The organism is Klebsiella sp. 10 (assembly GCF_018223925.1).
Taxonomy (GTDB): domain Bacteria; phylum Pseudomonadota; class Gammaproteobacteria; order Enterobacterales; family Enterobacteriaceae; genus Klebsiella; species Klebsiella pneumoniae.
Genome location: NZ_JAGRRB010000014.1, coordinates 367,073 through 380,522, shown reverse-complemented (window position 1 = coordinate 380,522; position 13,450 = coordinate 367,073). Strand labels below are relative to the sequence as shown.

The following is a 13,450-nucleotide window of genomic DNA, read 5'->3' as shown; positions in this document are numbered from 1 at the left end:
ATGTACATAATACACCAATTATTTAGACCTTTTGGATATCTAAGCATAAAAGGCGTCAATGGAAAGTTTATCTATGACTGGTTAATTCCATTGTTTTTATCTTTATTATCAATGGGTTACTTTTACGGCCTAACCACGCCATCCCTTTCTTTAAGTAATGATGGTTTTTTTAAAAATACCATATCATTCATTTCTATACTTCCGGGGTTTTACATCGCAGCATTAGCCGCCATCGCAACATTTAACAGGAAGCAAATAGATGACCCTTTAATTAGCGATAATGGCACTCCATACATTTATGTAAAAGGGGTAAAAGAGAATGGAAAACCATACCGAACAAAAGAAGACATGACACGCAGATTATTTCTTTGCATGTTATTTTCTTTTCTCACAGCAGAAAGCATAGTTCTTATTATGTTGCATACCTTTGCATCCCCTCTTATATCAGCAACAACAAACACTTATTGCTTAGCTATTTATTCATTTATTTTCCTATTAATTCTTTGGCAGTTGTTAGTGACCACTTTTTTTGGCCTTTACTACCTCGGAGATAGAATTCACCTCAACAACTGATTTTAAATTCTTTGAAGAATGGTGTGGGCGTTCCATCATTTGCGCCCACATAATTTCATGAATTATTACTTATCCCTACCTTCCCCAATTCGATATACAACCTCGTGGCACGAAGAATAAATTAACTTAATACTTGGCGCGCAATGATCTCCCCGTTCCGCCTGTCTGCTTCAAGCTATTACAGGACAGAATACATCAGTTGAATTCATGACAGGAACTGAGAGGCTTCTAAAATTACGCCCTTAACACCAAAAGTGCCTCATTTCCCTCATCCTTCTGGTGGTCTTTTCTTGCACTTCACCTGACCGCCTCAGAGGCTCACCACGCTCTCGAACAGCACCGCACCATCCACTGACACTACCGTGAACCCGCGCAGCGCAGGGACGCGCTCAGGCCGCGAAATTAAATATCATTAAATAAATACTTTACCGCTGGCGCGCAGTGCTTTCCCCGCCTCGCCTGCCCGCTTCGTGGGTCGGTTTTCATGCAGGTGCATGGGCAGGCTCAGGCCGTGCCGGGGCAGGGCTGCGAAGGGAGTGACGGGACGGGAAAGTGCATGCAAAACCATGCACCCTGTGGATGCATGGCTTAATTCGGGAAAAATAGCGGTATTTTCGGGGATTTTTTGCGGGGCTACCTGCCGGCCAGTTCCGCGCGCCGGCGTGCATAAATCAGGCTCTGTGCGGGGGTGTATTTTTCCTGATTATCCACCCGCGAAGCCGCGTCAGGCCTGAATCCGATGGCCGTTAAAATATCGCTGTCTTCTGCCGCATAATTAATTTCTTCACCGGTACTCAGCCACACGGACAGGGCTTCCCTCAGGTAATGCGCCGAACGGTCGAGCGCATGGCCGGTCAGGAGTGCGGGTTGCTGGCTGAGTCCCATCAGCTCCGGGGCAAGCGTGGCGGCCAGCTCTGTCCCGTGTGCCTGCATAAAGTCATTCAGCCGGTTGCGGATACTGATGCGCTGTACCGCTTCATGGGAGCGGATATAGCGCCCGGCGGCCTGATTTATCTCCCATTTTTTGACATCGATAATGTCGCGTAATTTCTGCATTCTGCCCGGTATACGGTCATCCCCGGCCAGCACCTGTTCCCGGTATTCCTGCTCTGCGGCCGCCAGTTCGGCTTTACAGTTCAGCCAGGCGGTTTCGTTCTTCTGACAGGCCTCAAAAGCCTGCTGTAGAGTAAGGGTGGTCATGGTCAGTTCTCCCCTGATTAATGACGGTATGGCGAGCTGTAGCAGCCCTGAACTTTACGGGGTGCCGGGGGTGTGACCGGCTCCGCGACAGGCGGCGTTTTCTCCGCCGGGGGCCGGATAACCTCGTCGATGGCTTCAGTGGTGCGGAACGTCGCCGAGCACTCAATATTGGTGCACTGGTGATAGCGCTGTTTGACGTTCTCCGACAGATAGCGGGAGGTGCGGGCATGCGCCGACTTTTTGCAGAACGGACAGTGCATCATGGCAGCAGCCCCCGCGCTTTCAGGTCAGCCTCGCGTTGACGGATTTTCTCCTGCCAGACTTTTAGCTGGCCAGGTGTGCTGGCGGCGTCGTGGTCCATGTGCGGAAGCGCGACGGCCGGGAAGCCGGTCAGGGAGAGCACCGGCTCATCCGCTGGCGTGACGGAGAAGTCGCTCACTTTCCTGGTCAGGAAGGTCACCACCTGATGCATGACCTCTTTCTCCGGCTCGGTGTAGCCCTGATGGCCGATGGTGTTGGCGAGCGGGTTTGCCATCACATCCGCTTTCAGCACCATCGCCCGGACCAGTGGCCCGAGGGTGTCGTTCAGCGCCCGGTCGAGCTCTTCCTTCGCATATTCAGACAGTACGGCATGATGCGCCTGGCGGAATGCCCGCGCGGTGCTGTTGCAGGCGACTTTCAACTGGTCGCGTTCAAAGGCCAGCACTTCGGTCAGGTTGTCACATTCCTGCGCCAGCTCCCGGCGGGCCACGCGTTCGATATGGCCGCTTTTCAGCTCATCGGTCAGCATGGCACCCCCGGCACGGAAAGCAGCGCGCCAGGTGCGGGTATCGCTGCCGTTGTCCTGCTCCAGCGCCGCTTTCTGCTCCTCTGCGCGGGTGATGGCCGTCAGGGTGTCCTCCATCCGGCGGGCCTGTTCAAGATGGGCCGCTCTGGCGGCGGCCAGTCGCTCCAGCGCCGGTTTCAGGTAATCAGGGATAAAGGGGGTGTCGGTCATGGCAGGTTTCCTCGTGGTTTCAACATGAGGTGATTCTGCCGGGGCACACACAACAACACGACCTGTTGCGGTTGTGGCAGTACTGGCACAAACAGGACGTTAAAACCCGGCTTGCCAGAGAAAGGTCTCAGGAAAAGCATACTCACCGTTTGTTTTTTTACATATAACTGTTCACTACTGTTCACTTTAAATAAAAAGATAAGTAATACAGTAAGTTAAGTGGTGAACAGTTGAGGGTATAAGTGTTCACCGACTGTTCACTACTGTTCACCTTTCTGTTTTGACGAAGCCCTGCTCATTTAGTCTTTTTTGCGATTAAAAACCAATAATATATAAGTAAAAGTAATCAGGAATGGGCCACCAGTTTGCCAACGTTTACCAAAAGATGGCCAACGTTTGCCACTGTCTAAAAATCGTTCTGTTGTGTGGTGGGCCACTACAAAATGACTTGTTGCCCTCAGAGAAAATATTCACAAAATAGAGAGCTACCCGAGGCCGGACGGACACGACCGGCACTGTATGGACTTTATGAGGTAGCCCGATGCACACCGCTTTTTCTTCCCCGTCTTCTGCCCCTGCCGCGCCGCTGATGCCGGTCTCTGACGCCGTTCAGGAGCGTTTTATCCGCCTGCCCGAAGTGATGCACCTGTGCGGGCTGTCCCGCTCCACGATTTACGACCTCATCAGCCGCGAGGCTTTCCCGAAACAAATCTCCCTCAGCGGGAAAAACGTGGCGTGGGCGCAGTCGGAAATCACCGGGTGGATGGCCGACCGTATCGCCGAACGCAACCGGGGCTATGACGCATGATGATGCCCGTTCCGCAAAAAGCCCCTTTTTCTGGCTTGCTTCCCTTCGTCGTTTCCAGGTATAGTTTTCTCGCTGTCGCAAAATCGGCAGCCGGGCGTAGGAACCCGTGTAATTCACAGGCGACAACAGACGCGCCATGCGTCTTTTTTTACGTCGTAGCTCAGGCACACCCATTTTTCGGGCTGTGGTGTTTATGCGCACACCGCAGCTCCGGCAAGATAATGGTGGTCCGGGCGGGGCAGCTTTCGGGCTGGCCGGTATTCTGTGGAGCCGGTATTCCTACCCCCGTCCGGGTCACCACCCATGAGCGTAGGAACTCCGGTGGTGGCAATAACCGCTATTCACAGGAGGTTGCCGCTATGGCTACGACCCTCACCCCGTCACACCCGCAGTTTGTCTTTGTATTTGCCGCCGTTCGTCGCGCAGACCGTCAGCTCCGCATCTGTATGCTCCGCGCCGTCGCCGGGGATGAACACGCCGCACGCCTTTCCCTCGTTCGCGATTACGTCCTCTCGTTTGCCGGGCGTCTGCCGGTGGCGGAGGTGCACGCATGAAACATACCACCCTCAGCATTAAAGAACTCGAATGCCTTGAGCACCTGCGCAACGTCGGCCACTTTGTCAGCGCGATGATGCAGGAGCAGGACTGCACTACCATTCGCCGCGACCCGGCGCAACAGTCGCAGCTTACCTCCGTGATTTACCTGATGACCGCCCAGCTCGACGGCGTGGTCGAGCGCTGCAACCAGCGCTGGCTGACCGGGGAGGGTAACGTATGAAAACGCCTCTGCCGCCCGTATTGCGTGCCGCCCTGTATCGCCGCGCTGTCGCCTGTGCCTGGCTGACCCTGTGCGAACGTCAGCACCGCTATCCCCACCTCACCCTCGACGCGCTGGAAAGTGCCATCGCCGCCGAGCTGGAGGGCTTCTACCTGCGCCAGCACGGCGAGGAAAAAGGCCGTCTGATTGCCTGTGCGCTGCTGGAAGATTTGATGCAGGCCGGGCCGCTGAAAGCCGCCCCGTCGCTGTCCTTCCTCGGGCTCGCCGTGATGGATGAGCTCTGCGCCCGCCATATCACATCGCCTGTACTGCACTGAGGGAGAAAACCATGAAAATGAACGTAACGGACACCGTAAAACAGGCGTGCGGCCACTGGCCGCGCATTCTCCCGGCGCTGGGAATGAAAGTGATAAAAAACCGCCATCAGGCCTGCCCGGTGTGCGGCGGGGCTGACCGGTTCCGCTTTGACGATAAAGAGGGGCGCGGCACATGGTTCTGTAACCAGTGCGGCGCCGGTGACGGCCTGAAACTGGTTGAGAAGGTGTTCGGCATATCGGCATCCGAGGCTGCCGGGAAGGTGAACGCCGTCACCGGCAATCTGCCGCCGGTGGCCCCGGAGGTGATGGCGGTCGCAGACGCCGGAACGGAGGCCGACCGCAAAGCGGCGGCCGCGCTGGCCGTAAAACTCATGGAGAAAACCCGCCCGGCCACCGGCAACGCCTACCTGACCCGCAAGGGCTTTGCCGGTCGTGAGTGTCTGACGCTGACCACGTCGCACAAAACCGGCGGCGTGGCCTACCGCGCCGGTGATGTGGTGGTGCCGCTGTATGACGAGTCCGGCACGCTGGTTAACCTCCAGCTTATTAATGCTGAGGGGCACAAGCGCACCCTGAAAGGCGGCGCGGTAAAAGGAGCGAGCCACACTATCGAAGGGAAAAAACAGGCCGGGAAACGCCTGTGGATAGCGGAGGGCTATGCGACGGCCCTTACCGTGCATCACCTGACCGGCGAAACCGTTATGGTGGCGCTGTCGTCCGTGAACCTTCTTTCTCTGGCGAGCCTGGCCCATCAGAAACACCCGGCCTGTCAGATTATCCTCGCCGCCGACCGTGACCTGAACGGCACCGGCCAGACTAAAGCCGCTGCAGCCGCAGCAGCCTGTGAGGGCGTTGTCGCCCTGCCGCCGGTGTTCGGTGACTGGAATGATGCGATGATGCTGAAGGGGGAGGACGCCACACGGAAAGCCATTTATGCCACCATCCGGCCAGCGGCACAAAGCCCCTTCGACACCATGAGCGAGGCGGAATTTACCGCCATGAGCGCCAGCGATAAGGCAATGCGGGTGCATGAGCATTACGGCGAAGCGCTGGCCGTCGATGCGAACGGCCAGCTCCTGTCCCGCTATGAAAACGGCATCTGGAAGGTGATAACGCCGTCTGATTTTGCCCGCGATGTGGCCGGACTGTTTCAGCGCCTGCGCGCCCCGTTCTCGTCGGGGAGAATTGCCTCGGTGGTGGATACCCTGAAACTGATTATTCCGCAGCAGGAGGCACCGGCACGCCGTCTGATTGGTTTTCGCAACGGGGTACTCGATACCCAAAGCGGCCTGTTCAGCCCGCACAGCAAATCGCACTGGCTGCGCACCCTGTGCGACGTGGATTTTACCCCGCCGGTGGAGGGCGAAACGCTGGAGACCCATGCGCCGAACTTCTGGCGCTGGCTCGACCGGGCGGCCAGTGGCAACCCGACAAAACGTAACGTGATTCTGGCCGCGCTGTTTATGGTGCTGGCGAACCGCTACGACTGGCAGCTCTTTCTCGAAGTCACCGGCCCCGGCGGCAGCGGGAAAAGTATTCTCGCCGAAATCGCCACGATGCTGGCCGGAGAGGATAACGCCACGTCAGCCGATATCGACACGCTGGAAGACCCGCGCAAGCGCGCCTCCCTGATAGGCTTCTCACTTATTCGTCTGCCAGACCAGGAGAAATGGAGCGGTGACGGTGCCGGACTTAAGGCCATTACCGGCGGCGATGCGGTCTCCGTTGACCCGAAATACCAGAATCCCTACTCGACGCACATTCCGGCGGTCATTCTGGCCGTGAATAATAACCCGATGCGCTTCACCGACCGCAGCGGCGGCGTGTCACGTCGCCGGGTAATCATCCACTTCCCGGAGCAGATAGCCCCGGAGGAGCGCGACCCGCAGCTCAGGGATAAAATCGCCCGCGAGCTGGCCGTGATTGTCCGCCAGTTAATGCAGCAGTTCAGCGACCCGATGAGCGCCCGCGCCCTGCTACAGTCGCAGCAGAACTCCGACGAGGCGCTGAGCATCAAACGAGACGCTGACCCGACGTTTGATTTTTGCGGCTATCTGGAGGCGCTGCCGGAGCCGGACGGGATGTATATGGGGAACGCGAACATTATCCCGCGCCAGCCGCGCCTGTATCTGTATCACGCCTATCTGGTCTACATGGAGGCCCACGGCTACAGGAACGCGCTCAGTCTGACCATGTTCGGCAAGGGACTCTCAACCATGCTGAAAGAGTACGGACTGAATTACGAGAAGCGCCGCACAAATCAGGGGATGCAGACCAATCTCGCCCTCAGGGAGGAAAGCAACGCCGACTGGCTGCCGAAGTGCGATGAACCCACCGCAACATAACCTACCCGGACCGGCATTGCCGGTCTTTTTTTGCCTGCTCACCGGCCAGAGTGAACAGTAAAGTGTTCACTGTTCACTGAGTGTTCACCAGATAACATAATGAAATTAAACAATAAAAACACCAAGTGAACAGTGTGAACAGTTTTCCCAGAAAAAACTTTTCACCCTCAAATGTTATCAGACTGCTCAGCTCCAAAGCGGTAATTCGATCATTTTTCTTCTGTACTCACCGAAGAATGAAATCAAAAATTTGAGACGTGTCTAAACATAGCAATAACTAATTTGCCTTCCTAGCTACAAGCTCATACACTATTAGTGCGAACTAGACATAACTATTGTATGTCTTCTATAGTTAAGTAAAAAACTCCGAAACTAAAATATAATTCGAGTCTTATTTATGGAACAAATTAAGCCAGACCAGCATTTGGATTATGCCTATTGGACATTCATGACTGGAACAAGACCTTTTCAAGGTATTGAGATGATTATCTCGAACATGATCAAGAACTTTAAAGAAGTCACAAACCATCCATGTGGATCTTTCAGTGCTACTAATGACATGATTGCAAGAATTGCAATTAGTGATACAGCAATCGTCATGTCATACTCATTGCTTGAGGGTTTTTTTCATGAAGAATTCGAGCACTACGTGAAAAATGAGAAGTCTAAAAAGCCAGGAGAATTAAGTGCTTTGATTAACACAGTATTTAATAAGCAAAATATAACTATCAAAGACTGGCGAAATAGAAGAAAGGTAGTTGATTTAGTGAAGGATCTGCGCAATGCGGTGGTGCACAGCAATGGACTAATAGATAATGATGTTTATAAAGAGAAGTGTATAGAACTTTTGGAAGAAGATTTTTTTGAATGTACTGCTCATTACCCAATACTGACTTTTGACGGGTCACTCTGGCTACTAAAAGAATTTAAAAGCATTGCTGATGAATATTCAAAAGCAGTTTTTATTGGGCCTGACAAATCATAGCAACAGACAAGCAACTGAATGCGGCATTAGTCATTAAGGAGAGCTCAATGGAAATTGAGTATGGTAGGAAGGCGGGTCGTCAGCGGCCATTTTAAATCTCCGTATTTGGTGAGCAAATACCTAAGAAAAAAGAACCTGCGGATATTACTTGCGAATATTGTCTGCATACCATCACAAGACGCAGTAATGGCGCATTACGAACATATGCACTTTAGTCAGAGCGAGAGACTGAGTACAACTTGGAGAACCCGCTTTATGCATACGGCAAAAAATCTAACCCAGCGTTCAAGCCGACTCGCATTCGAAGGTCGGCTTCACGTTTCGTTAGCGAATATCTGCTCAGGGTCAAAACAGTACATCAGCTTTTTGCTCACAGCAGACTATAACGCTTGTACCTATAGCCCGTAGAGGTGAACAGTAAAGTGTTCACTATTCACTGACTATTCACCACCTATCCTATTGAAATTTATATTAAATTACATATAGTGAACAGTGTGAACAGTTTTCTGTAAAAAGATTTTTTCTTAATGTGAGCCATGCTAAAACAGGTCTACTTAACTTCATGAAGCGCTCATAAAAACTTTCATTGGTATACGCTTAGGTATACCAATGAAAGTTGAATCAATAAAATTTAAATAAAAACAAACAATTAACATATTAAATCAGACTCCGCCAGCCCACCAAAATTCTCCATCGGTGATTACCAGAGTCATCCGATGAAGTCCTGAAAGCCCGCACGGCGCAAGCCCTGCGGGCTTTTTTGTGCCCTCAATTTGTCCCGCGCAGTCCAAAGAAAACTCATTAAATCCGCACCTTTTAGGCCTATTGATAGGCACAACGAAAAGCTCTGGTATTTTCACGTTACCGATACCCCGCTAGCCCCCCCTCTCAGAATTAGACCTCCCACGACACTCGCACAACCCTTTCACCCTCCGGCCGCGTCCGCGGCCGGAGGGATAGATTTACCCCTTGTGAGAATACGCGTCCAGCATGGCAAGGACCGCCCGACGCGCCGCATCGTCTGCGATATTGTCAGGCAGCGCATCAGCCCGCAGGTTGACATAAGCGTCAGCAGCCCTTCGAATGGCAATCCCGACGGAGTGACGATCGTGTGTTGCCAGAGTGGAAGTCAGCAGGCCATCGGGATCAATGCCGAGGGCTTCTATTCGACGAACGCCGCGTTGCGGTAGATTGGCGCGACGAAACAGCATCGGTCCCAGCACTTGTTCCCGGAAGAAAGACAGCATCCCCAGCGCTTCGAAGAGTTCCCCCCTGCCCAGTTTAACCACGGCATAATGCAGCCAGATCCAGGCCCGGGACTCAAACCACTCCGGCGTCATGTTCGGCCAGTGCGCGCTAAATTTTGCCAGCTGTCGCTTGAGAGCATCGTTATCACGGGTAAATAGCACGGCAGGCTCCTCAACGCGCTGAGTGAGCATGTCCAGGGTGATAAATTTCAGATCGACATGCAGAAGTTCCGGGCCAAACAGGCAGATCAGCAGGCGAGGCTCACCGACGTGTTCCCCGGTGAAAGCATGTAGCAGATGGCCGAGCGTTCCGGCGAACGCCATACGCTGAGCCATGATTTCGTCATAATAGAGAGGGTCGATCACCACCACGAAATCCAGATCGGAGTATTGATCAAACCCGCCATGGATAAACGAGCCGCCAGCGAGAAGGGAGTGGATCCGCGAATCAGACTGTAATTTAAGCTTCAGTTGCTCTGCAAAACTTCTGTGTAAATCGGGTAGCGTATTAAGCATACTTTTTCCTGTTCACAAAAAAGACAAAGCATTACAGAATATCGAGCGATTCATCAGCAGACCAGATATTTCTGCTGGAACCCTACCCTCCATCGCGAAGCGCTAAATGCAAGCAATACTCCCCTCAGACCACCTCGCTCATCCACTCAGCAAACGCCCGCACGGCGGGAGAGAGAAAGCGCTGGTGCGGATAGAGCAATGTGACGGGTACCGGGGGCGGCTGCCAGTCCGTCAGCACTTCCACCAGTCTCCCCTCCTGCAGGTGGTCAGCAACGATATTCTCCGCCAGCTGCGCCAGCCCAAATCCTGCCAGGCACATTTTTATATAGAGCCCCGTTTCATTCACCGCGGCGTTGCCGCTGACGGGTACAGAAAAGGTCTCGCCATGGCGAACGAAGCGGAACTCATCGGCCCGCCTCGCCTGACCGGAGAAATAATGCACAGCCCGGTGCTGAGAGAGCGCCTCCGGTGACGGCGGCACACCATATTCCCTGAGATAGTCCGATGACGCGCAGGTGACCCAGCGAAAGCGTCCCAGAGGGCGGGCCACCAGGCTGGAGTTGTTCAGCTCTCCCGTTCGTATCACGCAGTCGACGCCTTCCTGAATGAGATCGACCTGGCGATCGCTGACGCCGATCATCAGGTAGATATCGGGATAGCGCCGGTAAAAGTCCGGCAGATGCGGCATGACGATGAAATGCGCGATGCCCGCGGGCATATCAACCCGCAGGCGCCCCTGAGGCCGCGCGACAGACTCGCTCAGGGTGGATTCACTATGTTCGATGAGGGCGAGAATTTCCCGGCACTGCGCCAGATACTGCATCCCTTCCGGGGTAAGGCTCACCCGCCTTGTGGTCCGGTTCAGCAGCCGTACCTTCAGGTATTTTTCAAGGTTTTTAATGGTACTGGTGACAGTGGAGGCCGGCAGGGAAAGGGTTTCCGCGGCACGCACGAAGCTTCCTGCCTCCGCGACGCGCATAAACATCTGCATAGCCTGAATACGATCCACCTTCTTTCTCTCCTGTAGCGAGCAGCTTACCGACAGACGGCATGATTATTCGTGGATTATGAATAATGAAAACAATTTACGCACCTTTTTACGCTTAATCGCCTGGCGTATCGTTGCACGGTGGATTACGAAAGGGGGCCCGAAAATGAACATGCCCTCAATAAATATCCAGATAATCATTACGTTAAATAGCATGCACAAAGGAAAAACCATGTCCGTTCAGCCTGTCGAAATTAGTAAGGCCTATCGTTTATTGCAGGTCGGGTCCACCACCATGATTTCCGCAAAATATGATGGCGTCGAAAATGTCATGTCAGCCGCCTGGGTTGGGCTGGCAGGCGAGCGAAAAGTGGTGGCCTATATTGGCACCCAGGCTTTCACTCGTCAGCTGGTGGAAAAGAGCGGCTATTTCGTGGTGCAGATCCCCGTAGTCAGCCAGATGGCAACCGTCCTCTACGCTGGCGGGCGCAGCTATGCCGACGCGCCGGATAAAAATGACACCATCCCCTTCTTTTATCAGCCGGAATTTGATCTTCCTCTTGTGGCAGGCTGTGCGGGCTGGCTGGTGTGCAAAGTGATGCCCTACCCGGACATTCAGCAGCAACACAATCTGTTTATGGGCGATATCGTCGCCGCCTGGAGCGATGACCGGGTATTCCGCAACGGACACTGGATCTTTGATGATGCGCCGGACGAGCTACGGACCGTTCACTATGTCGCAGGCGGGCAGTTCTATGCCATCGGCAAAGGCAGCAAATTCGAACATGGGCCGGGTCAGGACTGACCCTCCCCGGTCATGCGGATCGCTGACGAGATGTCTGCGCAGCAGAGCGGCTGATACTCCGGCGCCAGACGCCGGGCGCCTGGCCGTACTGGCGCTTGAAGCTGCGGTTGAAGGACTGCTGGGAGTCAAAGCCGAGGGCAATCGCCACGTTCAGGATCGGCTCGTTGCTGTGGGCTAAGCGTTCGATCGACTTTTGCAGCTTTTGCGCCCGAATATATTCTCCGAGGGGCTGCCCGGTATGTTCTTTGAAGATCCGCTGCAGGTGCCACTTCGAATAGCCGGCTCGTCGGGCAACGGTGTCAATATCCAGACGGCTATCAAGATGGTTGTCGATCCAGTCGATCAGATCCTGAATGATGGCGCCAGTGTTCATCATGTTACCCCCTCGCGGCCGGTTAAAAGCATCTTTGTCAGTTGCATTTAAAGGTGGCCTGTTTTTACACAAAATGCAAGTTTTATTGTTACACTTAAATCCACGCCGGGATCGCGGTTTTTTATCTCCCCCTGGACCGCACATAAAGTGCAACAATTATTCTTGCACTTAGTTAAGCGCCTTCCTACAATCGCCGCGATAGTGTATTCGAAATTGTTACAGTTTTGTGGCGATGATCGACACAAATGGCCTTAAGCCAGCCCGGACAAAGGAAGTGGCGCGGCTTCTCACGCTGCGTCTTGCCCGGCGGCTACATTTACCGGAATAAAAATAATGAGCCTGCAAAAAACCTGGGGAAACATTCACCTGACCGCGCTCTGCGCGATGATGCTCTCCTTTCTGCTCGTCGGCTGCGACGACAGCGTCGCGCAGAATGCTGCGCCTCCCGCCCCGACGGTCAGCGCCGCTAAGGTGCTGGTGAAGTCGATCAGTCAGTGGGATAGTTTTAACGGTCGCATTGAAGCGGTGGAGAGCGTTCAGCTTCGCCCTCGCGTCTCGGGATACATTGATAAAGTGAATTACACCGACGGCCAGGAGGTGAAAAAGGGCCAGGTGCTGTTCACGATAGATGACAGAACCTATCGCGCCGCGCTGGAGCAGGCGCAGGCGGCGTTGGCAAGAGCCAAAACGCAGGCCAGCCTGGCGCAAAGCGAGGCGAACCGCACCGATAAATTAGTCCATACCAACCTCGTCTCCCGTGAAGAGTGGGAGCAGCGCCGGTCAGCCGCGGTTCAGGCGCAGGCCGACATTCGCGCCGCGCAGGCGGCGGTGGATGCCGCGCAGCTTAACCTCGACTTCACCAAAGTGACCGCCCCTATTGACGGCCGCGCCAGCCGGGCGCTGATCACCAGCGGTAACCTGGTCACCGCGGGCGACACCGCCAGCGTGCTCACCACCCTGGTCTCGCAAAAGACGGTGTACGTCTACTTTGACGTCGACGAGTCAACCTACCTCCACTATCAAAACCTCGCCCGCCGCGGGCAAGGCGCGTCCAGCGATAATCAGGCGCTCCCGGTGGAGATTGGCCTGGTGGGCGAGGAGGGTTACCCCCACCAGGGCAAAGTGGATTTTCTCGATAATCAGTTAACGCCGAGTACCGGCACCATCCGCATGCGTGCGCTGCTGGATAACTCGCAGCGTCTGTTCACGCCGGGGCTGTTTGCCCGCGTGCGTCTGCCGGGCAGCGCAGAGTTCAAAGCCACGCTGATCGACGACAAAGCGGTACTGACCGATCAGGATCGTAAATACGTCTATATCGTTGATAAAGATGGTAAAGCACAGCGCCGCGACATTACCCCAGGGCGGCTGGCAGACGGTTTACGCATCGTTCAGAAGGGGTTGAATCCTGGGGATAGCGTCATCGTCGACGGCTTACAAAAAGTGTTTATGCCGGGTATGCCGGTTAACGCCAAAACCGTTGCCATGACCTCCAGCGCCACCCTTAACTGATCCCTAATC

At 54.3% G+C, this 13,450-nt stretch carries 15 protein-coding genes and 1 pseudogene; 10 read left to right on the top strand and 6 right to left on the bottom strand.

The window, feature by feature from the left end:
• On the top strand, nt 1-573 hold the full coding sequence (locus KHQ26_RS17660) for a hypothetical protein (RefSeq protein ID WP_072032620.1): 573 nt from the start codon (nt 1-3) through the stop codon (nt 571-573).
• 633 nt (nt 574-1,206) lie between these two features.
• On the opposite strand, the gene KHQ26_RS17655 is transcribed toward KHQ26_RS17660, so the two are convergent.
• Genes KHQ26_RS17655 through KHQ26_RS17645 form a run of 3 tightly spaced genes read right to left on the bottom strand, consistent with a single transcriptional unit; the run spans nt 1,207 to nt 2,770 of the window.
• Nucleotides 1,207-1,773, bottom strand: coding sequence for a phage polarity suppression protein (locus KHQ26_RS17655; protein ID WP_032417510.1), 567 nt, complete (start codon nt 1,771-1,773; stop codon nt 1,207-1,209).
• A 17-nt stretch (nt 1,774-1,790) separates the two neighbouring features.
• Nucleotides 1,791-2,036 (bottom strand): ogr/Delta-like zinc finger family protein, encoded by a 246-nt coding sequence (locus KHQ26_RS17650; RefSeq protein ID WP_004136116.1) that lies wholly within the window; start codon nt 2,034-2,036, stop codon nt 1,791-1,793.
• On the bottom strand, nt 2,033-2,770 hold the full coding sequence (locus tag KHQ26_RS17645; protein ID WP_065242373.1) for a glycoprotein 3: 738 nt from the start codon (nt 2,768-2,770) through the stop codon (nt 2,033-2,035). The genes KHQ26_RS17650 and KHQ26_RS17645 overlap by 4 nt, the downstream gene beginning before the upstream one ends.
• 541 nt (nt 2,771-3,311) lie before the next feature.
• Here KHQ26_RS17645 and KHQ26_RS17640 point away from each other — a divergent pair.
• From KHQ26_RS17640 to KHQ26_RS26090, 7 genes and pseudogenes are all read left to right on the top strand, one after another.
• Nucleotides 3,312-3,578, top strand: coding sequence for a helix-turn-helix transcriptional regulator (locus KHQ26_RS17640; protein ID WP_211777929.1), 267 nt, complete (start codon nt 3,312-3,314; stop codon nt 3,576-3,578).
• Nucleotides 3,575-3,913, top strand: a pseudogene (locus tag KHQ26_RS26185) (ash family protein); the annotation flags it as partial. The gene KHQ26_RS17640 and the pseudogene KHQ26_RS26185, both read left to right, overlap by 4 nt.
• A 24-nt stretch (nt 3,914-3,937) precedes the next feature.
• A complete protein-coding gene (locus KHQ26_RS26180) occupies nt 3,938-4,132 on the top strand; it encodes a host cell division inhibitor Icd-like protein (protein ID WP_032417704.1) in 195 nt (64 codons plus the stop codon).
• Nucleotides 4,129-4,356 carry a hypothetical protein gene (locus KHQ26_RS17630; protein WP_032417514.1) on the top strand — a complete coding sequence of 76 codons (228 nt, stop codon included), beginning with the start codon at nt 4,129-4,131 and terminating at the stop codon, nt 4,354-4,356. The genes KHQ26_RS26180 and KHQ26_RS17630 overlap by 4 nt, the downstream gene beginning before the upstream one ends.
• Nucleotides 4,353-4,673, top strand: a complete 321-nt coding sequence (locus tag KHQ26_RS17625; protein WP_004185276.1) for a DUF5375 domain-containing protein — start codon at nt 4,353-4,355, stop codon at nt 4,671-4,673. The genes KHQ26_RS17630 and KHQ26_RS17625 overlap by 4 nt, the downstream gene beginning before the upstream one ends.
• A gap of 11 nt (nt 4,674-4,684) precedes the next feature.
• Nucleotides 4,685-7,018, top strand: coding sequence for a primase-helicase zinc-binding domain-containing protein (locus KHQ26_RS17620; protein WP_032417515.1), 2,334 nt, complete (start codon nt 4,685-4,687; stop codon nt 7,016-7,018).
• A gap of 397 nt (nt 7,019-7,415) precedes the next feature.
• A complete protein-coding gene (locus KHQ26_RS26090; RefSeq protein ID WP_225520107.1) occupies nt 7,416-8,003 on the top strand; it encodes a hypothetical protein in 588 nt (195 codons plus the stop codon).
• 962 nt (nt 8,004-8,965) lie between these two features.
• On the opposite strand, the gene KHQ26_RS17610 is transcribed toward KHQ26_RS26090, so the two are convergent.
• Complete coding sequence (locus KHQ26_RS17610) at nt 8,966-9,766, bottom strand: hypothetical protein (RefSeq protein WP_004180956.1); 801 nt, start codon at nt 9,764-9,766, stop codon at nt 8,966-8,968.
• 124 nt (nt 9,767-9,890) lie between these two features.
• Complete coding sequence (locus KHQ26_RS17605; protein ID WP_020803747.1) at nt 9,891-10,775, bottom strand: LysR family transcriptional regulator; 885 nt, start codon at nt 10,773-10,775, stop codon at nt 9,891-9,893.
• A gap of 211 nt (nt 10,776-10,986) precedes the next feature.
• Here KHQ26_RS17605 and KHQ26_RS17600 point away from each other — a divergent pair, with 211 nt between their 5' ends.
• Complete coding sequence (locus KHQ26_RS17600) at nt 10,987-11,559, top strand: flavin reductase family protein (RefSeq protein WP_004212922.1); 573 nt, start codon at nt 10,987-10,989, stop codon at nt 11,557-11,559.
• 10 nt (nt 11,560-11,569) lie between these two features.
• Here KHQ26_RS17600 and KHQ26_RS17595 read toward each other — a convergent pair whose 3' ends face one another.
• On the bottom strand, nt 11,570-11,932 hold the full coding sequence (locus KHQ26_RS17595; protein ID WP_085783913.1) for a helix-turn-helix domain-containing protein: 363 nt from the start codon (nt 11,930-11,932) through the stop codon (nt 11,570-11,572).
• A gap of 333 nt (nt 11,933-12,265) precedes the next feature.
• Between KHQ26_RS17595 and oqxA the strand changes: the two genes are divergently transcribed.
• A complete protein-coding gene (gene oqxA / locus KHQ26_RS17590) occupies nt 12,266-13,441 on the top strand; it encodes a multidrug efflux RND transporter periplasmic adaptor subunit OqxA (RefSeq protein ID WP_020803752.1) in 1,176 nt (391 codons plus the stop codon).
• Nucleotides 13,442-13,450 lie beyond the last annotated feature (9 nt).

Excerpts from the sequence above, each read along its gene's own strand:
- KHQ26_RS17645 (WP_065242373.1), bottom strand. The coding sequence starts at position 2,770 with ATGACCGACACCCCCTTTATCCCTGATTACCTGAAACCGGCGCTGGAG.
- KHQ26_RS17655 (WP_032417510.1), bottom strand. The coding sequence starts at position 1,773 with ATGACCACCCTTACTCTACAGCAGGCTTTTGAGGCCTGTCAGAAGAAC.
- KHQ26_RS17600 (WP_004212922.1), top strand. The coding sequence starts at position 10,987 with ATGTCCGTTCAGCCTGTCGAAATTAGTAAGGCCTATCGTTTATTGCAG.
- KHQ26_RS17660 (WP_072032620.1), top strand. The coding sequence starts at position 1 with ATGTACATAATACACCAATTATTTAGACCTTTTGGATATCTAAGCATA.
- KHQ26_RS17595 (WP_085783913.1), bottom strand. The coding sequence starts at position 11,932 with ATGAACACTGGCGCCATCATTCAGGATCTGATCGACTGGATCGACAAC.
- KHQ26_RS17625 (WP_004185276.1), top strand. The coding sequence starts at position 4,353 with ATGAAAACGCCTCTGCCGCCCGTATTGCGTGCCGCCCTGTATCGCCGC.
- oqxA (WP_020803752.1), top strand. The coding sequence starts at position 12,266 with ATGAGCCTGCAAAAAACCTGGGGAAACATTCACCTGACCGCGCTCTGC.
- KHQ26_RS17650 (WP_004136116.1), bottom strand. The coding sequence starts at position 2,036 with ATGATGCACTGTCCGTTCTGCAAAAAGTCGGCGCATGCCCGCACCTCC.
- KHQ26_RS17630 (WP_032417514.1), top strand. The coding sequence starts at position 4,129 with ATGAAACATACCACCCTCAGCATTAAAGAACTCGAATGCCTTGAGCAC.
- KHQ26_RS17620 (WP_032417515.1), top strand. The coding sequence starts at position 4,685 with ATGAAAATGAACGTAACGGACACCGTAAAACAGGCGTGCGGCCACTGG.
- KHQ26_RS17610 (WP_004180956.1), bottom strand. The coding sequence starts at position 9,766 with ATGCTTAATACGCTACCCGATTTACACAGAAGTTTTGCAGAGCAACTG.
- KHQ26_RS26090 (WP_225520107.1), top strand. The coding sequence starts at position 7,416 with ATGGAACAAATTAAGCCAGACCAGCATTTGGATTATGCCTATTGGACA.
- KHQ26_RS26180 (WP_032417704.1), top strand. The coding sequence starts at position 3,938 with ATGGCTACGACCCTCACCCCGTCACACCCGCAGTTTGTCTTTGTATTT.
- KHQ26_RS17640 (WP_211777929.1), top strand. The coding sequence starts at position 3,312 with ATGCACACCGCTTTTTCTTCCCCGTCTTCTGCCCCTGCCGCGCCGCTG.